The sequence below is a fragment of the Agromyces salentinus genome (assembly GCF_009749395.1).
Lineage (GTDB): Bacteria > Actinomycetota > Actinomycetes > Actinomycetales > Microbacteriaceae > Agromyces > Agromyces salentinus.
This window is the reverse complement of sequence record NZ_WBIR01000010.1, coordinates 112,711-136,749: the sequence shown is the minus strand read 5'-3', so window position 1 is coordinate 136,749 and position 24,039 is coordinate 112,711. Positions and strand designations below refer to the sequence as shown.

The following is a 24,039-nucleotide window of genomic DNA, read 5'->3' as shown; positions in this document are numbered from 1 at the left end:
GGACAACCCAATGGCAGTAACGCAAGAACAGGCGACCTGGTTCCAGGACGCCTTCTCGAAGCTCGTCGACAACATCGACCAGGCGATCCTCGGCAAGCGGCCGACGATCGAACTCGTGGTGACGGCGCTGCTCTCCGACGGGCACGTGCTCCTCGAGGACTTCCCGGGCACGGGCAAGACGGTGCTCGCGAAGGCGCTCGCCAACACGCTCGACGGCACGCACTCGCGCATCCAGTTCACGCCCGACCTACTGCCCTCGGATGTCACGGGCGTGACGATCTTCGACCAGGGCAAGGGGCACTTCGAGTTCCACCGCGGGCCGATCTTCGCGTCGATCGTGCTGGCCGACGAGATCAACCGCGCCAGCCCGAAGACCCAGTCCGCGCTCCTGGAGGTCATGGAGGAGGGCCGCGTCACCGTCGACGGCGTCGGGTACGAGGTCGGCAGCCCGTTCATGGTCATCGCGACCCAGAACCCCGTCGAGCAGGCGGGCACCTACTCGCTGCCCGAGGCGCAGCTCGACCGATTCCTCATCAAGACCTCGCTCGGGTACCCCGACCACGAGACCGCGGTCACGCTGCTCCTCGACTCGGCGAACCGGGCGCGCGCCTCGAAGGTGTCGCCGATCATCGCGTCGAGCTCGGTCACCACCATGGCGCAGCTCGCCTCCGAGGTGTACGTCGACGCAGCCGTCCTCGGCTACCTGAACGAGATCGTCACCGGTACCCGCGAGCACAAGGACTCCGCACTCGGCGTGAGCATGCGCGGCGCGCTCGCGCTCGCGCGGGCGACGAAGACCTGGGCGATCGGGCACGGTCGCACCTACGTCACGCCCGACGACGTGCGCGAGCTCGCCGTCGCCGTGCTGGCCCACCGCATCATCGTCGACCCCGAGGCAGAATTCGCCGGCGCCACGGCCGAGGACATCGTCTCCTCCGTCCTGGTCGACGTCGCACCGCCCGCGTACCGCGCCGCATGAGCGCGGAGCCGCGCGCGCCCCGACCCCCGTCGCAGGCGCGCATCGCCGCACGGGCCGTCGGGCGTTCGCTCGCGGCATCCGCCCGCTCGACCGGAACGGTGCTCGTCGGCGCCGGCAGAAGGGCCGCCGACTGGGCTGAGCCCGTCACCGGCGTGGTGTCACTGACCGGGTGGCTCATCCTGCTGATCGCACTCGTCGCGTTCATCGGAGCCGCCGTGTTCGGCTGGATCGAACTCGTGTTCCTCGGCGCCACCCTGCTCGCCGCGCTCCTCGTGAGCATCCCGTTCGCCTTCGGCCGCATGCACTACCGGGTCCAGGTGGCACTGCAGCCCACGCGGGTCGTCGCGGGTGAGCGCGCGTTCGGCCGGCTCGCGGTCACGAACATCGGGCAGAAGGCGTCGATCCCGTCCCGCATGGAACTGCCGGTCGGCGCCGGGCTGGCCGAGTTCATCGTTCCCGCACTCCCCGCTGCGGGGGAGCACGAGGAGCTCTTCGCCGTGCCCACGTCCCGTCGCGCCGTGATCGTCGCCGGCCCCGCGATCTCGGTCCGCGGCGACCAGCTCGGGCTCCTCCGCCGCATCGTGCGCTGGAGCGACCCGGTCGAGCTGTTCGTGCACCCGGTCACGGCCAGGTTGAAGCCGTCGGCCGCCGGGCTCGTGCGCGATCTCGAGGGCGAGATCACGAAGACGATCACCGACAACGACATCTCCTTCCATGCGCTGCGCGCCTACCAGCCCGGCGACCCGCTGCGGAACGTGCACTGGCGCACCTCCGCACGCACGGGGACGCTCATGGTCCGGCAGTTCGAGGAGACGCGGCGCTCGCAGCTCGCCCTGCTCCAGTGCACCGAACGCGGCCACTACGCCTCCGACGACGAGTTCGAGCTCGGCGTCTCCGTGCTCGCCTCGCTGGCAGTGCAGGTGATCCGCGACGCCACGCGCGCCGACATCCTGACCGAGCACCTCACGCTCCGCACCGCCACCCCGACCTCGCTCCTCGACGACACGAGTCGCATCGAGCCCGCGGTCGACGCCTTCGAGTCGATCAGGTCCTTCGTGCGCGACCGCACCAAGCGCCTGCCGCCGCCGAGCGTCGCGATCATCATCGCGGGTTCGACCGTGCCCCTCGGCGAGTTCCGTTCCGCCGAGACGGTGTTCGGACCGGACACCCAGACGCTCGCGTTCCGCGTCGAGGCGGGCGCGACCTCCCGCATCGCGAAGGTGGCCGGCACGACGGTCGTCACGGTCGGCGCCCTGACCGACCTCGCCGGTCTCGTCGGGAGGGTCCGCCCATGACACGCCCATCCCGCTCCGCCGTGACCGACCTCGTCGTCCTGGCCGTCCTCTCGCTCCTCGCGATCGCCGGGTACGAGACGAGCTTCGGCGACCTCGACTTCCTCCTCGCGGCGGCAGCCGGCCTGGTCATCGGCACGCTCGCCGCGCTCGTCGGGACCCTGCTCCGCCTCGGCGTGCTCACCACGGTGCTCCTCGGGCTCGCCGCCTACTTCGTGCTCGGCACGCCGTTCACGATGCCGGATGCCGCGCTCTTCCTCGTCCTGCCGAGCGTGACCTCGCTCGCGGGCCTCGCGATCGGCGCGGTCTACGGCTGGGCGGACATCCTGACCATCGGCACGCCGGTCGAGGCCCCCTATTACGTGGCCGTCGTCCCGTACTTCGCCGCGTGGGTGGTCTCCCTGGTCGGCTCCATGCTCGTGCTGCGGTGGCTCCCGCGCCGGCGCACGGTGCTGCGCAGCGCCGTGATCCTGATCGGGCCGGTGCTCCTGTTCGTCTCCGGCATCCTGCTCGGCACGGACGAGGCGTTCTTCGCGGGCCTCCGAGGCGTCGCGTTCGCGGTGATCGCGCTCGTCTGGCTCGCATGGCGCCGTGGCGCGGATGTCGAGACCGACGGGGCCGGGGCGCGAAAGCTCCGATCGCAGAAGGTCAGGGGCTCCGCGATCGTCGTGGCGGGTGCCGTGGTGATCGGCGCCGTGGCCGGCCTGGCCGTCGCGCCGGTCACACCCGACCGGTTCGTCCTCCGCGAGAAGATCGTTCCGCCGTTCGACCCGCTCGAGTTCCCGAGTCCGCTCGCCGGATTCCGCAACTACACGAAGGACCTCGCCGAGGAGCCCCTGTTCACGGTCACGGGGCTGGAACCCGGCGACTCCATCCGGCTGGCGTCGATGAACTCGTACACCGGACGACTCTGGAACGTCGCCGGGCCGGGGGACTCCGATGACGACGGCGGCTACGCCATCACCGGGCCCACGCTGCCGCAGCCCCAGCTCGCGACGCTCGGCAGCGCGCGTTCGATCCAGGTCGACGTGCAGTCGTACGCAGACGTGTGGCTGCCGACCGTGGGGTACGGTTCGGACCTGCTCCTCGACGACGCCGACTCCGCCGCGCGCACGGGAGACCTGCGCTACAACGCGGCCGCGGGAACGGCCGTGCTCACGAGCGGCGTCGACGAGGGCGCGAGCTACCGCCTCGACGCGCGCGTGCAGGCCGAACCGAGCGACGGCGAGCTCGCGGACGTTCCGGTCGCCCTGATCGAGCTGCCGCCCGTCGAGAACGTCCCCGACGTCGTCACGGCGAAGGGCGAGGAGTACGCGGGTGATGCCGTCACGCCGATCGAGCAGCTCCGCAACATCGAGCGGGGACTGAAGACCAACGGGTTCCTGAGCCACGGGCTGGCCTCCGACGCCGTCGCCTCGCGCGCCGGCCACGGCGCCGATCGACTCATCGAGCTGTTCACGCGCTCCTCGATGGTCGGCGACGAGGAGCAGTACGCGGCGGCCATGGCCCTCATGGCGCGCCAGCTCGGATACCCGGCGAGGGTGGTCATGGGCTTCGCGCCGGAGATCGGCGAGGACGAGGACTCGGTCGATGTGCTCGGCGAGGACGTCACCGCGTGGGTGGAGGTGCCGTTCGAGGGCGTCGGCTGGGTCTCCTTCCGGCCCACGCCCGACGAGGTCGACGTCCCGCAGGAGCAGACGCCCAAGCCGAAGTCCGAGCCGCAGCCGCAGGTGCGCCAGCCCCCGCGCGCGGAGGCCGTCGAGGACGAACTGCTGTCGACGGTCGAGATCGACGACACCGACGATGAGGACAAGGACCGCGAGTTCCGGATTCCGGGCTGGGTCTGGGTCGCGACCGCGTCGCTCGGCATCCCGCTCGCGATCATCTTCCTGCCGATGCTCTTCGTCACCCTGGCGAAGGCGAGGCGGCGTCGCAAGCGTCGGGCGCGCCCCAACGAGGTCGCCGCCGCTGCCGCCTGGGACGAACTCGTCGACCGGTACGCGGAGCTCGGCTTCGAACCGCCGGCGAGGTCCTCGCGGCTGCAGACGGCGCGTGCGCTCGAACGCCAGGCCGCCGACCAGGGGGTCGCGACGGCCACCGAGGACGGCTCGCTGCACCTGACGGGTCTCGCGGCGAGCGTGGACCGCGACGTCTTCGACGGCGAGCCGGTGGCGTCCGAGACGGTCGTCACGCGCTGGAACGAGGCGGATGCCGCAGCAGCCGCTGTCGCAGCGGCCGTCGGCCGGACACGGCGGTTCATCGCCCGGTACCGAATGGGTCGCCGCCGGTAGAATGCCGTCGTGACCGCACCGGAGTTCATCGTCCCCCCGCCGGGGCTGATCCCGAATGCGCCCGACGAGCCGCCGGCGCAGACGACCGAGGGCGTCACCGGGCCGACCGACCGGACCGTCCAGGCGGCGCCCATCCGTCAGCTGCCGTCGTTCACCCCGCTGCCGACTGCCCCGCCATCCACCACGTCACCGCCGCCCGCTCCGCCCGCGGAGCTGACCATGCCACCGGCGTTCCGCTCGCCGCCGCCGCCGGTCCCGGCCGCGGCGCCCACGTTCGACCTCATCGGCGCCGACGGCGTCGCGATCGCGATCTCGGGCACGTACGTGCTCGGCCGCAATCCGGTGGCCGACCACGCGCACGCCGACGCGCGGCCGATCGCCGTCGCCGACCCGACGAAGACGGTGTCGAAGACGCATGCGCTCATCGAGGTGCGAGAGGGCCGCGTCATCGTCACCGACCTGCATTCGACCAACGGGGTCGCGGTCCAGGCCGGAGGCGGCGAGGTCACCGTGCTCGACGCGGGGGCACCCGCCGAGGTCGAACCGGGGTCCGTCCTCCGGCTCGGTGACCTCGCCCTGACCCTGCGTCGGACCAGCGGATTGACGGTGTAGCCTGTCATGGTGCGCGCAGCCCGTCTTCTCCTTCGCTGCCGCGGCGGGGCCTCGTTCTAGGCCGAACCCGTCGCGGAGTCTGCTGTCGGCTGTCCACTTTTCCTGAGGAAGCGAACGCATGAACGCAGTACCCATCAACGGCGTCACGACGCCGGAATCACGTCCGCGCACACTGGCCGAGAAGGTCTGGGACGCCCACCTGGTCAAGAAGGGCGAGGACGGCACTCCCGACCTCATCTACATCGACCTGCACCTCGTGCACGAGGTCACGAGCCCGCAGGCCTTCGACGGCCTCCGCGTGGCCGGCCGTCCGGTGCGGCGGCCCGACCTCACGATCGCCACCGAGGACCACAACACCCCGACGCTCGCGATCGACAAGCCCATCGCCGACCTGACGAGCCGAACCCAGATCGAGACCCTGCGCCGCAACGCGGCCGAGTTCGGCATCCGCCTGCACTCGCTCGGCGACAAGGAGCAGGGCATCGTGCACGTCGTCGGGCCGCAACTCGGCCTCACGCAGCCGGGCATCACCGTCGTGTGTGGCGACTCGCACACGTCCACGCACGGCGCGTTCGGCGCGATGGCGTTCGGCATCGGCACGAGCGAGGTCGAGCACGTGCTCGCCACGCAGACGCTGCCGCTGAAGCCGTTCAAGACCATGGCGATCAACGTCGAGGGCAGCCTCCGTCCCGGCGTCACGGCGAAGGACATCATCCTCGCCGTCATCGCGAAGATCGGCACCGGCGGTGGCCAGGGCTACGTGCTCGAATACCGCGGCAGCGCCATCCGCTCGCTCTCGATGGACGGTCGCATGACCATCTGCAACATGTCGATCGAGGCCGGTGCCCGCGCCGGCATGGTCGCTCCCGACGAGACGACGTTCGCCTACCTGAAGGGTCGCGCCCACGCGCCGGAGGGCGACGACTGGGACGTGGCCGTCGAGTACTGGAAGACGCTCGCCACCGACGAGGGGGCCGAGTTCGACGCCGAGGTGTCGATCGACGCCGACGTGCTCGAGCCGTTCGTCACCTGGGGCACCAACCCGGGCCAGGGCGTGTCGCTCTCCGAGTCGGTGCCCGACCCGGCCGCCATCGACGACCAGCACGAGCGCGCCGCCGCCGAGCGGGCCCTCGAGTACATGGACCTCGAGCCCGGTACGCCGCTGAAGGAGATCCGCGTCGACGCCGTCTTCATGGGCTCCTGCACGAACAGCCGCATCGAGGACCTCCGTGCGTTCGCCTCGATCATCCAGGGCAAGCAGAAGGCCGACGGCGTGCGCGTCATGGTCGTTCCCGGGTCCGCCCGCGTCCGCCTCGAGGCCGAGGCCGAGGGACTCGACAAGGTGTTCGAGGCGTTCGGCGCCGAATGGCGGTTCGCCGGCTGCTCGATGTGCCTCGGCATGAATCCCGACCAACTGGCTCCCGGCGAGCGCTGCGCATCGACCTCGAACCGCAACTTCGAGGGGCGGCAGGGCAAGGGCGGTCGCACGCACCTCGTCTCCCCGCTCGTGGCCGCGGCCACCGCCATCCGCGGCACGCTGTCGAGCCCGTGGGACCTGAGCGACGAGCCGGGGCTTGCGGATGCCGCGACCGACCGGGCACGCATCGAAGGCGAAGGGCGCTGACATGGAGAAGTTCACGACCGTCACGGGCGTCGCGGTGCCGATGCGCCGCTCGAACGTCGACACCGACCAGATCATCCCCGCGGTGTTCCTGAAGCGGGTCACCAAGACCGGCTTCGACGACGCGCTGTTCTACGGATGGCGCCAGGATCCCGAGTTCATCCTGAACCAGGAGGCCTACCAGGGCGCGCGCGTCCTCATCGCCGGCCCCGACTTCGGCACGGGCTCCAGCCGCGAGCACGCCGTGTGGGCGTTGCGCGACTTCGGCTTCGACGTGGTCATCAGCTCGCGGTTCGGCGACATCTTCCGGGGCAACTCCGGCAAGCAGGGGCTCCTCGCGGCCCAGGTCGCCTACGAAGACGTGGAGCGCCTCTGGGAGGTCGTCGAGGCCGAGCCGGGAATATCGGTGACGGTCGATCTGGTTGAGCGTACGGTGAGCGCAGGCGCGCTGACCGTGCCCTTCGACGTCGACGACTACACTCGGTGGAGGCTTCTCGAAGGGCTCGACGACATCGGTCTCACCCTGCGCGACGAATCGGCCATCGCCGAATTCGAGACGCACCGAGAGGCCTGGCGGCCGAAGACGCTCCCGATCCGGGAGCCGGCGGAATCAGGAACTCTGTGAACACACTCGGGCAGGATGCCAAGAACCATGGCACGGCGGTCGGCTTGAACGTCGACAAGATCACGATCAACGGCGGCAAGCCGTTGGTCGGCCGTATCGAACTCAAGGGCGCGAAGAACCTCGTCACGAAGGCGATGGTCGCGGCCATCCTGGGCGACACCCCCAGCGTCCTGAAGGACGTGCCGAACATCAGCGACGTGCGCATCGTGCGGGGCCTCCTCGAGGTGCACGGCGTGACCGTGACCGACGGTCCGGTCGAGGGCGAGCTGATCCTCGATCCGAGCGCCGTCGAGACGGCGCACATGGCCGACATCGATGCGCACGCCGGCTCGAGCCGCATCCCGATCCTCTTCTGCGGCCCGCTGCTGCACCGCCTCGGCGAGGCGTTCATCCCCGACCTCGGCGGCTGCCGCATCGGCGACCGCCCCATCAACTTCCATCTCGAGGTGCTCCGCAACTTCGGCGCGATCGTCGAGAAGCTCCCGAGCGGCATCCGCATGTCGGCGCCGAACGGCCTCCACGGAGCCAAGGTCTCGCTGGATTACCCGAGCGTGGGCGCGACCGAGCAGGTGCTGCTCACCGCGGTGCTCGCCGACGGCATCACCGAGCTCTCCGGAGCGGCGATCGAGCCCGAGATCATGGATCTCATCAACATCCTGCAGAAGATGGGTGCGATCATCACGGTCGACACCGACCGGGTCATCCGCATCGAGGGCGTCGACAAGCTCGACGGCTACACGCACCGGGCGCTCTTCGACCGCAACGAGGCCGCGAGCTGGGCGGCCGCGGCGCTCGCGACCGAGGGCGACATCTTCGTCGGCGGGGCCCGCCAGGCCGAGATGCTCACCTTCCTCAACGTCTTCCGCAAGGTCGGCGGCGACTTCGACATCGCCGAGGACGGCATCCGCTTCTTCCACCCCGGCGGCGACCTGAAGCCCGTCATCATCGAGACCGACGTGCACCCCGGGTTCATGACCGACTGGCAGCAGCCCCTCGTGGTCGCGCTCAGCAAGGCCAAGGGCGTCTCGATCGTGCACGAGACCGTGTACGAGCAGCGGTTCGGCTTCGTCGACGCGCTCGTCGAGATGGGCGCCTCGATCGAGGTGCACAAGGAGTGCCTCGGCTCGGCGGCGTGCCGCTTCGGCCAGCGCAACTTCAAGCACTCCGCCGTCATCTCGGGGCCGTCCAGGCTCACGGGCGCCGACATCGAGGTCCCCGATCTCCGCGGCGGCTTCAGCCACCTCATCGCGGCGCTGACCGCCGATGGCCGCTCCACCGTCTCGAACGTCGGCATCATCGCGCGAGGGTACGAGAACTTCATCACGAAGCTCGAACTCCTCGGGGCGGATTTCGAGCTCGACGCATAATGGGGGAGTGCAGCACGACGACCCGTCTCCCGTTCCTCCTGTGAAGGCCCGCTCGGAGACCCGTCGTCCCTCGTTCTTCTGGTTCCTGGCGGTCCTCGTCCTGCCGATCCTGAATCTCGCCGTGAAGTTCCGCTTCCACCACCCCGAGCGGATGCCGCAGACGGGTGCGTTCGTGCTCGCCCCGAATCACTACAGCGAGATCGATCCGCTCGTCATGGGCGCCGTGAGCTGGAAGCTCGGGCGGGCGCCGCGCTTCATGGCGAAGGCGTCGCTGTTCAAGAACCCGATCCTCGGCTGGATGCTCCGAACGTCGGGGCAGATCCCGGTCGAGCGGGCCGGCAGCAAGAGCCATGCGGCGCTCCGTGCGGCCGAGGACCTCGTGGAGAAGGGGCGCATGGTCGTCGTCTACCCCGAGGGGTCGTTGACGCGTGATCCCGACCTGTGGCCGATGCGCGGCAAGACGGGCGCCATGCGCATCGCGCTCGAGCGCGGCATCCCGATCGTTCCGGCCGCGCACTGGGGCACGCAGGAGCTGATGGGACGGTACGGAAAGAAGCTCAGCCTCTTCCCGCGCAAGACCATCGACGTGATCATCGGCGAGCCGCTCGACCTGTCCGCCTATCGCGAAGGCCCGATCGACCAGGCGACGCTGCTGAAGGCCACGGCCGAGCTCATGGACGCGATCGCCGCGCTCCTGGCCGAGCTCCGCGGCGAGGCGGCGCCGGCCGAACGATGGGACCCCGCCAAGCACGGGCAGAAGGAGACGGGGCGACTCGATGGCTAGGGCGGCTGCACCGGTGCACGGCACCCGCGTCGCGGTGGTCGGCGCCGGGAGCTGGGGCACGACCTTCGCGAAGATCCTCGCCGACGGCGGCGCCGACGTGGTGCTGTGGGCGCGACGGCCCGAACTGGCGAGGGAGATCCAGGAGGGCAAGCGCAACAGCGACTACCTTCCCGGCGTGAACCTGCCCATGGGCCTGCGGGCGACGAGTCGCCTCGACCTCGCCCTCGCCGGCGCGGAGCACGTCTTCCTCTCGGTGCCGAGCCAGTCGCTCCGCGAGAACCTCCTCGCCGCCGGCCCCCACCTCCACGCGCAGGCGACGATCGTCTCGCTCATGAAGGGCGTCGAGAAGTCGACGGGCCTTCGCATGAGCGAGGTCATCTCCGAGGTCCTCAGGATCGAGCAGGAGCAGGTCGCCGTCATCTCGGGACCGAACCTGGCGCTCGAGATCGCGAAGGAGCAGCCGACGGCCGCCGTGGTCTCCTCGACGAGCCTCGAGACGGCCCAGGCCGTGGCATCCATCTCGCGCAACCGGTACTTCCGCTCGTTCGTGAACACCGATGTCATCGGGACCGAGTTCGGCGGCGTCCTGAAGAACCTCATCGCGGTCGCGATCGGCATCGTCGACGGCGTCGGCTACGGCGAGAACACGAAGGCGTCGATCATCACGCGCGGCCTCGTCGAGATGACCGACTTCGCGGTCGCCTACGGGGCCCATCCCGAGACGCTCTCCGGACTCGCGGGACTCGGCGATCTCATCGCCACGAGCCAGTCGCCGCTCTCGCGGAACAACACGGCCGGTCGCCTCCTCGGGCAGGGGTACCACCTCGCCGACGTGGTGAACCAGATGAACCAGACCACCGAGGGACTCGCCTCCGTGGGGCCGATCCTCGAGCTCGCCCGCGCCAAGGGCGTCGAGATGCCCATCGTCGAGCAGGTGCGCCAGGTGCTCGCCGGGACGCTCGCGCCGCGGGACATCGCGCCCCACCTCACGACCGACGACGAGCCGCAGGGCGAAAGGACGATGGATGGACAAGCTCAGGGTGGTTCTGCTCTTCGGAGGGCGGTCAAGCGAACACTCGATCAGCTGCGCAACGGCGGGAGGGGTGCTGGGGGCGATCGACCGTGACCGCTTCGAGGTGATCCCCGTCGGGATCACCCGCGACGGCGCCTTCGTCCTCGAGAGCGACGATCCCGCGCGCTTCGCGCTCGATCCCGGTCGCCTGCCCGAGGTCCACGACAACGGATCCCGCGTGCGGTGGCCCGAGAGCTCGGCATCCCGCGAGCTCCGGGTGACGGATGCCGCCGGCGAGCGCTCGCTCGGCGACGTCGACGTGGTCCTCCCGATCCTGCACGGGCGCTTCGGCGAGGACGGCACGGTGCAGGGCCTGCTCGAGCTCGTCGGCCTCCCGTACGTCGGCAACGGCGTGCTGGCCTCGGCGGTCGGCATGGACAAGCACTTCACCAAGACGGCTCTCGAGGCCGCCGGCATCCCGGTTGCGCCGTGGGTCACGCTGACCCGCTCGGCGCTCGACGCCGACACCGACCTCTGGCACCGCCGGGTTCGCGCACTCGGGCTGCCCGTGTTCGTCAAGCCCGCGCGCGCCGGCTCCTCCGTCGGCGTCACCAAGGTCTCCGACTGGTCGGAGCTCGACGCCGCGCTCGGCGTGGCCTTCGCCGAGGACCGGACCGTCCTCGTCGAGCAGGCGATCCCCGGTCGCGAGATCGAGATCGCCGTGCTCGAGGGGCGCGACGGCGTGAGGGTCAGCGTCGCGGGCGAGGTCGTGGTCACCGGGCGGGACTTCTACGACTTCGAGGCGAAGTACCTCGACGCGCCCGGGGTGGACCTCGTGTGCCCGGCTGAGCTCGGCGACGGCGAGACCTTCGAGCTCGAGCGCATCGCCCGTCGCGCGTTCGAGGCCATCGGCGGCGAGGGCCTGGCCCGGGTCGACGTGTTCCTCGGCGACGAGGGCTTCGTCGTCAACGAGATCAACACCATGCCGGGGTTCACCCCGATCTCGATGTTCCCGACCTGCTGGCTCAAGACGGGGCTCAGCTACCCCGAGCTGATCGGCGAGCTGATCGACGTGGGGCACGCGCGCGGCGCTCGCTGAACGAGGGCCCGCCGGTCAGTCGATCGGCGGGGCATCCTCGACCGACGTGCATCCGCCGTCGGCGGGGATCTTTCCCACGGCGCCCGACAGGTCGGCGAGGGCCGTGGTGCCCGAGACGACGTCGTTGTCGACGAGCACCTCCACGGCGGGCGTGCGCCCGTAGGTGGTGAACAGGTACTTCGGCGCCTGGGACTCGTCGATGACCCAGTCGATCCCGTCGACGCTGACGCAGCGGTCGGTGGTCGGCCCGAGGGGCGGAACCCCGCATCGCAGCAGCACGGATGCGGGTTCCCCCCATGCCCCGGTGCCCTGGGCGTCGGTCTCGCGCTGCGGCTGCTCCGCGACGGTGTCGGGCAGGAGCACGACGACCTCGGCACAGGCGGTGTCCGCGGACTCCGGCCCGGCCTGCAGGTTCACGATGGGGCTGCAGCCGGCGAGGACGATGACGGCGGCGACCGAGGCGAGGGCTGCCCCGGTGAGCCTGACGCGCCGCAGGCGCGGGGGAGTGGCGGAGTGCTGAGACATCCGCTTCAGGCTACCCCGTCGGGTTCAGCAGTTCGGACGGCAGGAGCGCTGCGACAGGGCGTCCGTGAGCACCGTCTTCAGGTCCTCCGGTCGCTGGGCGGAGTAGGCGGCGCCGCCGGTCGCCTCGGCGATGAGGCGCATCGATTCGAGGTCGGTGTCCGGGCCGACGCCGACGAGGACGACGGGAACGGGCCGGTCGCTGCCGGTGATGGCGGCCAGTTCGTCGAGGAGGGTCTCGCGGCTGATCCCGTTCTCGTCCTCGTTGCGGCCGTCGGTCAGCAGCAGGACGGAGTTCACGTTCTCGGGGTCGTAGTGCTCGCGGACCGCCTGCACCGCGGCGAGCGTGGTGTCGTAGAGCCCGGTCGCACCACCGAGCCGTCCGGGCAGGGAGCCGATCACGTCGAGCACCTCCGTGCGGTGCTCGTCCTCCGCGAGGGGTTCGATGCCCGACAGCGGCTCCCAGTCCTGGTCGCCGATCCGGGCGGTCGAGAAGGCCCACAGTCCGACGTCGACGGCCTCGGAGAGCTGGGACACGGTACTGCTCGCCGCCTGGGTGACGAGGTCGATGCGGCGGAGCCCCGTGACGGTCGGCTCCTCCATCGACCCCGAGACGTCGATGACCGAGAGGATGCGCGATCGCAGGCTGAGGACGCCCCAGTTGCGCAGGATCGCGACCTGGGCGGATGCCGCGGCCGAGCCCACCTCGGTCGCGTCGGCGATGACGCCGTCCTGCTCGAGCTCGCCACCGCCGGTGCCGTCGCGGAACCCCTCGGCCGCGAAGCGGTCGGACGCGTCCCAGAGCGCGATCTTCAGGGCGTTCAGCTGCGCCGCGCGCTGCGCGAGCCGCTCGGACTCCTCGTCCTTCGCGGCCTCGCCGTCGGCGGGCTGGTTCTTCGCGAGCTCGGACTCGTCGAGCATGCGCAGGAAGGGGAACTGGAGGGCCAGCGTGCCGTCGGCCGGGTAGAGGGCGAGCAGCGGCGTGGCGGCGTCGTCGTGGTTGTGCATGGCGACCTGCTGCTCGCTGGCGATCGCCACGGTGCCCGGCGGGCTCACCGCGAGCGAGCTGAATGCGGCGTCCACGCGGGTTGGAGCGCCGTCGCTCAGCCGGATCATCGCGTTGGTGAACTCGCGCGCCTGCCCGATCGGGGTGGCGCGTTCCATGGCCTGCAGCCCGTTCAGGCTGGCGGAGGATGCCTCGGGGTCGGCGAGCAGCGTCGGCAGTTCGCCGGTGAGCACGGCGTTCCAGTCGAGCGTCCGGCCGGCGAGCGCGTCGGCGCCGCTCACCGGCGCGGCGAAGACGACGGGGCTCGACGCGATCGAGCGCTCGAGCGCGACGTCGGGCACGTCGCGGCCGAGCGAACGGGCGCTGGCGGCCGTGCGCACGAGCCAGACGGGGGAGTCCGGGATCCAGGCGTCGACGTCGGATCCGTTGCCCGAGGCGAGCAGGGCGGACGTGTCGGCGGAGTCCTGGGCCACGACCTCGGTGCGCGCGCAGGCGTCCTCCCGCGCATCGTATTCGGCGGCGAGCTCCTTCACGGGGCGGGCGATCGCGGTGTCGGCCACGACCGTCAGTTCCACCGGCTCGATGCAGGCGGGGGCGGAGGCGAGCCAGGCGCTCAAGGACCCGCCGGCCCAGGCGGTGCCCGCGATGCCGACGAGGGCGAGGCTGGCGGTGGCGGCGGCGACGATCACCGCCACTCGGCGGTGTCGGCGGCGGGCACGCACACGTTCGGCTCGTTCGCTTCGTCGGTTCACATGGGCTCCATTGCTGCACGGTGAGCAACATGTGAGCCACCGCGTTCGGGTCTCGCGGCCTGGGTGAGGCGAGTTCACTGTACGGCAGGATCGCCCCGTATGTAAGTATTCGTTACATTCTTGACATGTCCCCCGGACGGGTGCCATGCCGGAAACGGGTGTGCGATCGCCTGTCCTAGGCTGGCGGCGTGCCGAATCCGTCGCTGCCCAACGACCAGAGACCCGTCGACGCCACGATCGGCGGCATCGGCGAGATCGCGGCGCTCCGCCGCATCCTGCCCCGCCTGTCCTCAGGCGACGCCGCGCTGCTCGGGCCCGGCGACGACGCCGCCGTCGTCGCGGCATCCGACGGTCGTTTCGTGGTGACCACCGACCTGCTCGTGCACGGACCGGACTTCCGGCTCGCCTGGTCGACGCCGTTCGAGCTCGGCTGGAAGGCCGCGGCGACGAACCTCACCGACGTGGCGGCCATGGGTGCGCGGCCGACCGCGCTCGTGGTGGCGATCGCGGCGCCCCCGGCGTCGTCGCCGGCGCTCCTGGAGGGCATCGCCGACGGCCTCCGCGAGGCGCTGGCCGCGCTCGCACCGGGTGCCGGCGTCGTCGGCGGCGACCTCTCAGCATCCGACGTCCTGACGATCGCGGTCACCGCGTTCGGCGACCTCGAGGGGCGCGCCCCCGTGCTGAGATCGGGGGCGAGGGCCGGCGACGTCATCGCACACGCCGGAACGCGGGGCGATGCCGCCCGCGGGCTCGCGCTGCTCTTCGCCGAGGCGACGGATGCCGCGGGTGAGCCCGATGCGAACCTGGCCGCCGCGCTCCGGGAGCGCCGGCCCGACCTCGTGCGTGCCCAGTTGGCGCCATCGCCGCCCGTGCGGGCCGGCGTCATCGCAGCGACGGCCGGCGCGACCTCGATGCTCGACGTGTCCGACGGGCTCGCGCGGGACGCCAGGCGCGTGGCGGAGGCGAGCGGCGTCGACCTGGACTTCTCCTCCGAGGCGCTCGGCGGCGATCCCGACGTGGTCAGGTGGGCGCTCGCGGGCGGCGAGGACCACGGCATGCTCGCCACCTTCCCGGCCGGCACCGAGATCCCCGCGCCCTTCGAGCGCATCGGCCGGGTGGTCGCGGGCGGTGGTCGCATCCTGCTCGACGGCCGTGAGGCAGGGGCCGACGGATGGGATCCCTACTCGGGCTGGGACGGGCGCGCCGGCTGATCCTCCGTGGTCGCCCACCAGAGCGTGGTCTCGCCGTAGTCCCGGCGACGCTCCGGTTCGATGCCCGAGGGCCAGGTCGGCTCGGGGGAGCGCGAGCTGCGCTCGACGACGACGACGGCATCGGCGTTCAGGAGCGGTGCGAGCAGCTCGAGGTCGCGGCCGAGCGCGCCTTCGTCGAGGTCGTACGGCGGGTCGATGAAGGCGAGGTCCACGCCGGCCGGCGCGGTCTCGAGGTAGGCGGCGACGGCGCGCGGGACCACCCGGATGCGCGCCGCACCGCGGCCGATCGCCCGGGTGACGGCGTCGGCGTTGCGCCGGCAGACCTCGGCGGCCGGCTTGGCGCGTTCGACGAGCACCACCTCGACGGCACCGCGGCTCGCGGACTCGAGCCCGAGCGCACCCGAGCCGGCGTAGAGGTCGAGCACGACGGCCCCGTCGATCGCGTCCCGCGACTCCAGTGCCGAGAAGATGGCCTCACGGACGCGATCGCTCGTGGGCCGCGTGCCGGATCGCGGCACGGCGAGGGTGAGTGAGCCGGCGGTTCCGGCGATGATGCGCGTCATGCTCATCGCAGCCTACCGGCCCGACTGCGTCGCATGCCGTCCGGGCGGCCCGTCGCGCTGCCATGATGGAAGCGTGGATGACCAGACCGTGGATGCCCCTCCCGCTCCCGTGACCGCCAGACGCCGTGCGCTCGTCGACCAGGCCGTGCTCGACCGTATGTGGGACTTCGCCGATCCGGCCTCGGCCGTCGAGCGGTTCCGTGCGGCCTCGCTCGACGAGCGGGCGTCGAGCGAGGTGCGTGCCGTCATGGCGACCCAGCTCGCCCGTGCGCTCGGCATGCTCGGCGAGCTCGACGACGCCGGCCGCGTGCTCGACGCGGTCGAGCGCGAGGCCGGGGAGTCCGACGCGGAGCTGCGCGCCCGGGTGGCGATCGAGCGGGGCAGGATCGTCGCCGCGGGTGCGGAACCGACCACCGCGGTCCCCGGCCTGACGCTCGGCGTGCGCGAGGCCGCACGGGCCGGTTCGGCCTTCCTCGTGCTCGACGCCCTGCACCTGCTCGCACTGCACGACGCCGGCCACGAGGAGGAATGGGCCGCCGAGGGGCTCGACGTCCTCGACGGCCAGCGGGACCCACGCGTGCTGCGCTGGGGCATCGCGCTGCACCACAACCTCGGCTGGACGAAGCACGACCAGGGCCGCGCCACCGGTGCGCTCATGGAGTTCGAGCGTGCCGTCAAGATCGCCGACCGCCACGGTTCCGCCGAGCAGCGACAGGTCACGAGGTGGTCGGTCGCGAGATGCCTCCGAACCCTCGGTCGCACCGACGAGGCGCTCGCGCTGCAACGCGAGTTGGCCGTGCTCCGCCCGGACGACCCGTACGTGCGCGCGGAGATCGAGGCGTTGACGGCGGCCGAGCCTACGATCGAGGCATGACGGCCGACGAGACCCACGAGACCGGCGTCGGCCGGTTCACCCTCGACACGCGACTGACGGGTGCGCTCGGCGGCCGCACGGCGCAGGCGCTCGAGCGCGCGTTCGGCTACCGCACCGTGGGCGACCTCCTCGGCCACTATCCGCGCAGGTACGCCCTGCGCGGCGAGCTGACCGCGCTCGCGAGCCTTCCGCTCGACGAGAACGTGACCATCGTGGCCGAGGTGCTCGAGGTCCGGGAGCGCAGCATGCGATCGCGTCGCGGATCGATCCTCGAGGTGAAGATCTCCGACGGCACCGGCATCCTGGTCCTCACGTTCTTCAACCAGGCGTGGCGCGCCCGCGAGCTCGTTCCCGGCGCCCGCGGCATCTTCGCGGGAAAGGTCGGCGACTACCGCGGCGCGCGACAGCTCGCCCATCCCGATTACGAGCTCTTCGACGATGCGGCGGCGGTGTCGCCGACCGACGCATCCGTCAAGCGCTGGGCGGAAGCCCCCATCGCGATCTACCCCGCGACCGGGGCGCTCGCGAGCTGGCAGCTCGCCAAGGCCATCGCGCTCCTCCTCGACGGCCTCGACCCGGTGCCCGACCCCGTACCCGGCGAGATCAGGTCCGGGCGCGGGCTCCTCGCCCACCGCGACGCCATCGAGCGCATCCACAGGCCAGAGGCCGAGGCCGACTGGAAGGCCGCCAGGCGCACGCTCCGGTTCACCGAGGCGCTCGTGCTGCAGACGACGCTGCTGCTGCGACGTGCCGAATTGCGCTCGCACGAGGCGACCGCGCGGCATCCGTCGGCCGGCGGGCTCCTGGAGCGCTTCGACGCGGCCCTGCCGTTCACCCTGACCGGCGACCAGGTCGAGGTCGGCACCGCCATCGCGACCGACCTGGCCGAACCCGTGCCCATGAACCGGCTCGTCCAAGGCGAGGTCGGCTCGGGCAAGACGGTGGTCGCACTGCGTGCGATGCTCGCGGTCGCCGATTCCGGTGGGCAGGCGGCGCTGCTCGCGCCCACCGAGGTCCTTGCGGCCCAGCACCTGCGGTCGATCGCCCGCATGCTCGGGCCCGACCTGTCGGCGGAGCTGGTCCCCACGCTGCTCACCGGGCAGCTTCCGGCCGCCGAGCGGCGCAAGGCGCTCCTGCGTGCGGCAGCGGGCCAGTCCCGCATCGTCGTCGGCACCCACGCGCTCATCGGCGAGAGCGTCTCCTTCGCCGACCTCGGCCTCGTGGTCGTCGACGAGCAGCATCGGTTCGGCGTCGAGCAGCGGGAGGCGCTGCGGCTCAAGGGGCGGCGGCCGCCGCACGTGCTGGTGCTCACCGCCACGCCGATCCCGCGCACCGTCGCCATGACGGTCTTCGGCGACCTCGACGTCTCCACCATCCGCGAACTGCCGGCCGGTCGTGCCGGCATCGAATCGCACGTCGTGCCGCTCGTCGAGCGGCCGGCCTGGCGCACGCGGGTCTGGGAGCGGCTCGCCGAGGAGATCGCCGAGGGCCGCCAGGGCTTCGTCGTCTGCCCCGCCATCGAGCCCAGGGTGGCCGAGGAGGCCGACCCCGTCCAGGGCGACGGTGCGACCGACGTCGACGCGGACCCGACCTCGGCGCCGGTCGCGTCGGTCGCGGCGATCCTCGCCGAGCTCACGGCGCACCCGCGGTTCTCCGGGATCCGCGTCGCGCCCCTGCACGGCCGGATGGCATCCGAGGAGAAGGACGCCACGATGCGCGCCTTCGCCGCAGGAGAGATCGACGTCCTCGTCGCCACGACCGTCATCGAGGTCGGCGTCGACGTGCCCAACGCGAGCGTCATGGTTGTGACCGACGCCGATCGGTTCGGTGTCTCCCAGCTGCACCAGCTGCGCGGTCGGGTCGGCCGGGGCGGACTGCCGGGGCTCTGCCTGCTCGTGACCGCGTCCGAACCGGGTTCGCTCGCGAGGCAGCGGGTCGAAGCCGTGGCCGCCACCCTCGACGGCTTCGAGCTCGCGCAGGTCGACCTCGAACTGCGACAGGAGGGCGACGTGCTGGGTGCGACCCAGTCGGGCGGGCGATCCTCGCTCAAGCTGCTGCGGGTCGCCCGCGACGGGGAGATCATCGCCGACGCCCGCGAGGCAGCCGCGTCCCTCCTCGTCGACGATCCGCGACTGGCCGGCCACCCCGCACTCTCGGCCGAGGTCCGGCGGCGACTCGACGACGACGCCACCGGATTCCTGAGCAAGGGCTGAGAGTCGAACGCACCCCTTCCGGTGCGCTGGGCGGGCAGTACGCTGGTGCGTATGCAGCGGATCGCCGTCGTTCCCGGTTCATTCGACCCCGTCACCAAGGGGCATCTCGACGTGATCGAGCGAGCCGCCGGGCTCTACGACGAACTCCACGTCGTGGTCGTGCACAACCCCGACAAGAGCGCCCTGCTCCCCATCGCGCAGCGCGTCGCACTCATCGAGCGCGCCGTCATCGATGCCGGCATCCAGGGGCGGGTCGTGGTGGCATCCTGGAGCATGGGGCTCCTCGTCGACTACTGCACCGACGTCGGCGCGAGCGTCCTCGTGAAGGGCGTGCGGTCCCAGGTCGACGTGGCCTACGAGACGCCGATGGCCATCGTCAATCGCCACCTCGCCGGCGTCGAGACCGTGTTCCTGCTTCCCGACCCGCAGCACGCCCTCGTCTCCAGTTCGCTGGTGCGCCAGGTCTCCGCGCTCGGCGGCGACGTATCGCCCTACGTTCCGCCCGTGGTGGCCGACTTCCTCGCGACGGCGATGACCCCGTGAGCGAGGCTCCGATGACCGCCTCCCCGACCGCGAACGCCGTCGACGCGGCATCCGTCATGCTCATCGACGAGGTCGGCGCCCTCGCCGCCCGCGTGGTCGCCAACGTCGAGACCGTCATCGCGGGCAAGCGCGAGGCGATCACGGCGGCGCTGACCGTCGTGCTCGCCGAGGGCCACCTGCTCATCGAGGACGTGCCGGGCGTCGGCAAGACGATGCTGGCCAAGGCCCTCGCGCGGTCGCTCGGCAGCAGCATCAGCCGGATCCAGTTCACGCCCGACCTCCTGCCGAGCGACGTCACGGGCGTCTCGGTGTTCGACCAGGCCGACCGGCGCTTCGAGTTCAAGCGCGGCCCGGTCTTCGCGAACCTCGTGATCGGCGACGAGATCAACCGCGCCAGCCCGAAGACGCAGGCCGCGCTGCTCGAGTGCATGGAGGAGCGCCAGGTCACGGCCGACGGCACGACGTACCACCTCGACCTCCCGTTCACGGTCATCGCGACCCAGAACCCGGTCGAGATGGAGGGCACCTACCCGTTGCCCGAAGCGCAGCGCGACCGATTCATGGCGAGGGTCTCCATGGGCTACCCGTCGCCCGCCGACGAGCTCGCGATGCTCTCCACCCGCGAGACGTCCAGTCCGCTCGACCGGCTCGAACAGGTCGTCGAGGTCGAGGAGCTCCGGGGCATGATCGGGGCCGTCCAGCACGTCTTCACGTCGCAACCGGTCAAGGAGTACGCGGTCGAACTGGCGCGCGCCACACGTGAGGACCGCCAGCTCAGGCTCGGCGCGAGCCCCCGCGCGACGCTGCAGCTCATCAGGGCGGCGAAGGCCCATGCCGCCATGCACGGTCGCGACTTCGTCCTGCCCGACGACGTCGACGCGCTCGCCGTGCCGGTGCTCGCGCACCGACTGGTGCCCACCAGCCGGGCGGTCGGATCCCACGATCGCGACAGCGGGCCGCTCATCGACGCGATCGTGCGGCGCATCGTGGCGGAGACGCCAGTGCCGGTCGGGAGTGCACGAAGGAACTGAGCATGCCCCGCCCCCGAACGCACCCGACCTGGCCCCGCCTCACCCGACGCGGCATCGCCCTCATGGTGGTCGGCGTGCTCATGGCCGGAGTCTCGCTCTGGTTCGACCTGCGCGACATCCTCGTGCTGGCGTTCGTGGGCGTGGCGATGCCGGTCGTCGCGGCGGTCTTCGTCGCACTCAGGCGGCCTCGGCTCGCCGTGCAGCGCGAATTCGCACCGGCCGTCGTCCCGGCCGGCGAGTCGACGCGGGTCTCGCTCGTCGTGCAGAACCGGGGCACGCGCACCCTCGATGGAGCGCACTGGCGAGACCGTGCGCCCGAGGGGGCGCTCGCTCCGCCCGAGACGCTGCTGCCGGCCCTCGGGCCGTACGAGGCCGTGCTGCCGTCGGGAGACGACCGGGTACGCGTCGAGTACCGCCTCCGGATGCCGCGTCGCGGCGTCTTCCCGGTCGGCCCCCTGCGCATCGGCGTGCAGGACCCGTTCGCGCTCGCGGGTGTCGAGCGCGACGCCGGCGCCGCGCACGAGGTGCTCGTGACCCCACGGGTCACGCCGCTGTCCGAGGCCCTCGCGACCGCGGCGAGCATCGACGGCGTCGTGCACGGCCTGCAGAGACGCAACCACCCGAACTCCGATGAGCTCATCGCCCGCGAGTACCGCTACGGCGACCCGCTCCGCCGGGTGAACTGGCCGGCGACGGCACGTCGCGGCGAGCTGATGGTCCGTGAGGAGGAGCAGCGCGGCGACCCCGAGGCCCGCGTCCTGCTCGACGTGCCGACGGGCGCGCGAAGCGGTCTCGCCGTGCATCACGAGCGCTCGCCCGAGGTCGACGAGCGCTTCGAGCTCGCCGTCGAGGTCGCCGCATCCGTCGGGGTGCACCTGCTCGAGCACGGCTTCCGTCTCAGGTGCACGAGCATCACCGACCATGAGCGCGGCCTCGGTCCCTCCGCGCCGTTCGACGGCTCCTACCGGATGCCGGGCGGCGAGCACCTGCTGCTCGAGGACCTGGCACGCGTGGATGCCGCGGCGCACCGAGGGCGCGCCGACGACGGCCGCGCGGCATCCGAGGTGCGAACGCGCGGTCGCGACGCGCGCGAGCCGGGATTCGCGGTGCTCGCCGATCCGAGCCAGGCCGATGCGGGCGCGCTCGTGGCCCTTCGCCCGTCCTTCGAACCGGCCATCGCCTTCGTCACCGCCACCGTGTCCTCCGTCGTCCGCCAGATGCTCGAGGACGCCGACTGGAACGTGGTCACCGTTCGCCGGACATCCGACCTCGATGGCGCCTGGACCGCCATCGCATCCACGGCGGTGCGCGATGCATCCTGACCAGCCGGTGCTCACGGCCGCCCAGCGACTCGGCCTGACGGCAGCGTCCTTCGTCCTCATGGCCACCGCCATCATGGCGCTCGGCCCACTGATCGCGAGCAGCGCGTGGTGGTGGCTCTGCGCGTTCGTGTCGGCCGGCGTCCTCTTCGCAGGTGCGGGCCTGCGTGCGCTGCGCGTGCGGGGCGCGCTCGTGCCCCTGCTCGAGGCCGTCGTCCTGCTCATGCTGCTGACCCTGTTGTTCGGCGGGTCGACGAGCCTGCTGTTCCTCGTGCCGACCCCCGAGACGTTCGGCCTCTTCGGCGAGTTGTTCAGCGGCGCGCAGCGCACCATCGCGCAGCAGTCGGTGCCGGCGGTGACCGTGCCCGCGCTCTCGTTCGCGCTCGCGCTCGGCGTCGGCGTGCTCTCGATCCTGCTCGACATCCTCGTGCAGGTCGCACGGCGACCGGCGTTCGCCGCCGTACCCGTGATCGTGCCGCTGCTGATCCCCGGGTTCATCGTCGAGACGGGCGTGGGGCTGCCCGTCCTCGTGCTCGTCGCGGCGTCGTACCTGCTGCTCCTGCGCGTCGACGTCAGGGTGAACCGGAGCGCCCGCTTCGAGCTCGACCGCGACGACGGCATCGCCACGGTCACCGCGCCGCGACGGGTGCCCGTCGCGTCGACGCTCGGGGCATCGCTCGGCGTGGCCGGCGTCGGCATCGTGGTCGCCTCGATGCTCGCGGCCTCGACGCCGAGCATCTCCTCGAGCCTCCTGCTCGGCACCGGGTCGCAGAGCACGCTCTTCGCCCGCGGCGTGAGCCCCTTCATCGACCTCGGCAAGGACCTGCGCCGGCCCGAGCCGCGGCCGGCGTTCCGCTACCTGGCGCGCGACGGCGACCGGCCGAACTTCACCCTGCTCACCCTCGACCGATTCGAGGGCGACGTGTGGTCCGTCGCCGACCGCCCGGTCGACGGCGACAACACGGTGGACGCGATGGGCGCTCCCGTCGGCCTCGAGGCCGAGGTCGAGACATCCGAGCATCCGATCGAGGTGCTCGTCAACGAGGTCCGCACGACGTGGCTCCCGGTCCCGTACCCGTCGACGCGGATCGACGGGCTCCAGGGCTCGTGGTTCTGGGACGACGAGTCGCTGACCGTGCGCAGCGCCGACACCAACACGGCTGGGCAGCGCTACGAGGTCACGCGGCTCGAGGTCGAGCCGACCGTCGAGCAGCTTCGAGGTGCCGGCTCGTCGGCGGGCATCGACGGCCGCTACCTCGAGCTGCCCGAGGAGATCCCCGAGATCATCCCCGCCACCGCGGCGAGCCTGGCGTCCGGATCTGGTTCCGCCTACGACACGGCCGTCGCGATCCAGGCCTTCCTCCGCTCGCCCGAGTTCGCGTACTCGACCGAGGCGCCCGTCGAGGGCGGCTACGACGGCGGGGGCTTCGAGGTGATCGGGTCGTTCCTCGAGCAGAAGCAGGGGTACTGCGTCCACTTCGCGTCGACGATGGCCGTGCTCGCGCGCGAGGCGGGCATCCCGTCGCGGATCTCGATCGGGTACACCTCCGGATCGCCGACGACCGAACGCGTCGACGGGGTCCAGCGGGTCGAGGTCGACTCGCACGACCTGCACGCGTGGCCGGAGCTGTACTTCGAGGGCGTCGGATGGGTGCCCTTCGAGCCGACGCCCGGCCGGGGCTCGGTGCCGGCGTACTCGAGACCGGGTGCCGGCCAGTCGCCGACCTCCGTCCTCCCCACGGGGCCGGCGTCGACGACGGCGCCGAGCGGACGACCCGACCTCGACCCCGACCGCGGATTCGCCGGGCCCGCGAGCGATCCGTTCACGAACAGCGGCTCATGGCGCGTCGTGGCGCTCCTGCTCGGCGTGGCGGCGCTCCTGTCCATCCCCGCGCTGACCCGCGTCCTGCAACGCGCGATGCGGCACCGTCGCATCCGGCGCGGCGATCGGTCGGCGGATGCCGCCTGGCAGGAGTTCGTCGCCACGGCCGCGGACCTCGGCATCGGCATCGCCTCGGGCACGCCTCGCGCGATCGCCTCGTCGGTGGCGGGGCGACCGGCCTTCCGCGATCCCGACACGAGCGCGGCGATGCTGCGGTTGCGCGACGCGGTCGAGCGTGCGCGCTTCGGGCCCGACGATGTCGTCGAGCCGCCACCGCAGGCTCGTCATGCGCTCGCCGACGACCTTCGAGCGGTCAGACGGGCGATGCTGCACGATGCCGGTGCACGAGACCGCCTGGCGGCTGCGCTGCTTCCACGGTCGCTCGTGGAGCGTGTCGTGCGCGTACCCGGCGTTCGTGCAGGCGGCGGAGCGTAGACTCGT

Annotated in this window: 20 protein-coding genes; 17 read left to right on the top strand and 3 right to left on the bottom strand. The window is 71.7% G+C overall.

Annotated elements, in window-relative coordinates; genetic code table 11:
- Positions 1-10: 10 nt before the first annotated feature.
- The 10 genes from GQQ95_RS11780 (at position 11) to GQQ95_RS11735 (ending at position 11,682) form a co-directional block, all read left to right on the top strand.
- Positions 11-979, top strand: coding sequence for an AAA family ATPase (locus GQQ95_RS11780; RefSeq protein ID WP_157427858.1), 969 nt, complete (start codon positions 11-13; stop codon positions 977-979).
- Entirely contained in the window at positions 976-2,274 is a 1,299-nt protein-coding gene (locus GQQ95_RS11775; RefSeq protein ID WP_157427857.1) for a DUF58 domain-containing protein, read from the top strand. Before GQQ95_RS11780 ends, GQQ95_RS11775 begins: the two co-directional genes overlap by 4 nt.
- The gene (locus tag GQQ95_RS11770; RefSeq protein WP_157427856.1) at positions 2,271-4,562 is read left to right on the top strand and encodes a transglutaminase-like domain-containing protein; all 2,292 of its coding nucleotides are present in this window, start codon (positions 2,271-2,273) and stop codon (positions 4,560-4,562) included. The genes GQQ95_RS11775 and GQQ95_RS11770 overlap by 4 nt, the downstream gene beginning before the upstream one ends.
- A gap of 9 nt (positions 4,563-4,571) precedes the next feature.
- A complete protein-coding gene (locus GQQ95_RS11765) occupies positions 4,572-5,174 on the top strand; it encodes an FHA domain-containing protein (RefSeq protein ID WP_157427855.1) in 603 nt (200 codons plus the stop codon).
- Positions 5,175-5,292: 118 nt separating this feature from the next.
- Positions 5,293-6,798, top strand: coding sequence for a 3-isopropylmalate dehydratase large subunit (leuC, locus tag GQQ95_RS11760; RefSeq protein ID WP_157427854.1), 1,506 nt, complete (start codon positions 5,293-5,295; stop codon positions 6,796-6,798).
- A 1-nt stretch (position 6,799) separates the two neighbouring features.
- Positions 6,800-7,420 (top strand): 3-isopropylmalate dehydratase small subunit, encoded by a 621-nt coding sequence (gene leuD, locus GQQ95_RS11755; RefSeq protein ID WP_157427853.1) that lies wholly within the window; start codon positions 6,800-6,802, stop codon positions 7,418-7,420.
- A complete protein-coding gene (gene murA / locus GQQ95_RS11750; protein ID WP_157427852.1) occupies positions 7,417-8,787 on the top strand; it encodes a UDP-N-acetylglucosamine 1-carboxyvinyltransferase in 1,371 nt (456 codons plus the stop codon). The genes leuD and murA overlap by 4 nt, the downstream gene beginning before the upstream one ends.
- Positions 8,788-8,827: 40 nt before the next feature.
- Positions 8,828-9,571: a lysophospholipid acyltransferase family protein gene (locus tag GQQ95_RS11745; protein WP_246205429.1), complete on the top strand. Its 744-nt coding sequence runs from the start codon at positions 8,828-8,830 to the stop codon at positions 9,569-9,571.
- Complete coding sequence (locus tag GQQ95_RS11740) at positions 9,564-10,697, top strand: NAD(P)H-dependent glycerol-3-phosphate dehydrogenase (protein ID WP_157427850.1); 1,134 nt, start codon at positions 9,564-9,566, stop codon at positions 10,695-10,697. Before GQQ95_RS11745 ends, GQQ95_RS11740 begins: the two co-directional genes overlap by 8 nt.
- The gene (locus GQQ95_RS11735; protein ID WP_157427849.1) at positions 10,597-11,682 is read left to right on the top strand and encodes a D-alanine--D-alanine ligase family protein; all 1,086 of its coding nucleotides are present in this window, start codon (positions 10,597-10,599) and stop codon (positions 11,680-11,682) included. The genes GQQ95_RS11740 and GQQ95_RS11735 overlap by 101 nt, the downstream gene beginning before the upstream one ends.
- Positions 11,683-11,697: 15 nt before the next feature.
- On the opposite strand, the gene GQQ95_RS11730 is transcribed toward GQQ95_RS11735, so the two are convergent.
- Together GQQ95_RS11730 and GQQ95_RS11725 are read right to left on the bottom strand one after the other, a co-directional pair.
- Complete coding sequence (locus GQQ95_RS11730) at positions 11,698-12,207, bottom strand: DUF3515 family protein (RefSeq protein WP_157427848.1); 510 nt, start codon at positions 12,205-12,207, stop codon at positions 11,698-11,700.
- A 24-nt stretch (positions 12,208-12,231) separates the two neighbouring features.
- On the bottom strand, positions 12,232-13,899 hold the full coding sequence (locus GQQ95_RS11725) for a VWA domain-containing protein (protein WP_170297046.1): 1,668 nt from the start codon (positions 13,897-13,899) through the stop codon (positions 12,232-12,234).
- 251 nt (positions 13,900-14,150) lie between these two features.
- Between GQQ95_RS11725 and thiL the strand changes: the two genes are divergently transcribed.
- Positions 14,151-15,173, top strand: a complete 1,023-nt coding sequence (gene thiL, locus GQQ95_RS11720; protein ID WP_425482574.1) for a thiamine-phosphate kinase — start codon at positions 14,151-14,153, stop codon at positions 15,171-15,173.
- On the opposite strand, the gene GQQ95_RS11715 is transcribed toward thiL, so the two are convergent.
- Complete coding sequence (locus tag GQQ95_RS11715) at positions 15,143-15,736, bottom strand: RsmD family RNA methyltransferase (RefSeq protein ID WP_157427846.1); 594 nt, start codon at positions 15,734-15,736, stop codon at positions 15,143-15,145. The two genes, thiL and GQQ95_RS11715, sit on opposite strands and share 31 nt — an antisense overlap.
- A 73-nt stretch (positions 15,737-15,809) precedes the next feature.
- On the opposite strand from GQQ95_RS11715, the gene GQQ95_RS11710 reads away from it, so the two are divergent.
- The 6 genes from GQQ95_RS11710 to GQQ95_RS11685 are packed head-to-tail and all read left to right on the top strand — an operon-like array spanning position 15,810 to position 24,033.
- Entirely contained in the window at positions 15,810-16,610 is an 801-nt protein-coding gene (locus tag GQQ95_RS11710; RefSeq protein WP_157427845.1) for a tetratricopeptide repeat protein, read from the top strand.
- Positions 16,607-18,823: an ATP-dependent DNA helicase RecG gene (locus tag GQQ95_RS11705; RefSeq protein ID WP_157427844.1), complete on the top strand. Its 2,217-nt coding sequence runs from the start codon at positions 16,607-16,609 to the stop codon at positions 18,821-18,823. Before GQQ95_RS11710 ends, GQQ95_RS11705 begins: the two co-directional genes overlap by 4 nt.
- A gap of 51 nt (positions 18,824-18,874) precedes the next feature.
- A complete protein-coding gene (gene coaD, locus GQQ95_RS11700; RefSeq protein WP_157427843.1) occupies positions 18,875-19,366 on the top strand; it encodes a pantetheine-phosphate adenylyltransferase in 492 nt (163 codons plus the stop codon).
- 11 nt (positions 19,367-19,377) lie between these two features.
- On the top strand, positions 19,378-20,397 hold the full coding sequence (locus GQQ95_RS11695; RefSeq protein WP_170297045.1) for an AAA family ATPase: 1,020 nt from the start codon (positions 19,378-19,380) through the stop codon (positions 20,395-20,397).
- 2 nt (positions 20,398-20,399) lie between these two features.
- Entirely contained in the window at positions 20,400-21,719 is a 1,320-nt protein-coding gene (locus tag GQQ95_RS11690) for a DUF58 domain-containing protein (protein WP_157427842.1), read from the top strand.
- On the top strand, positions 21,709-24,033 hold the full coding sequence (locus tag GQQ95_RS11685; RefSeq protein ID WP_157427841.1) for a transglutaminase TgpA family protein: 2,325 nt from the start codon (positions 21,709-21,711) through the stop codon (positions 24,031-24,033). Before GQQ95_RS11690 ends, GQQ95_RS11685 begins: the two co-directional genes overlap by 11 nt.
- Positions 24,034-24,039 lie beyond the last annotated feature (6 nt).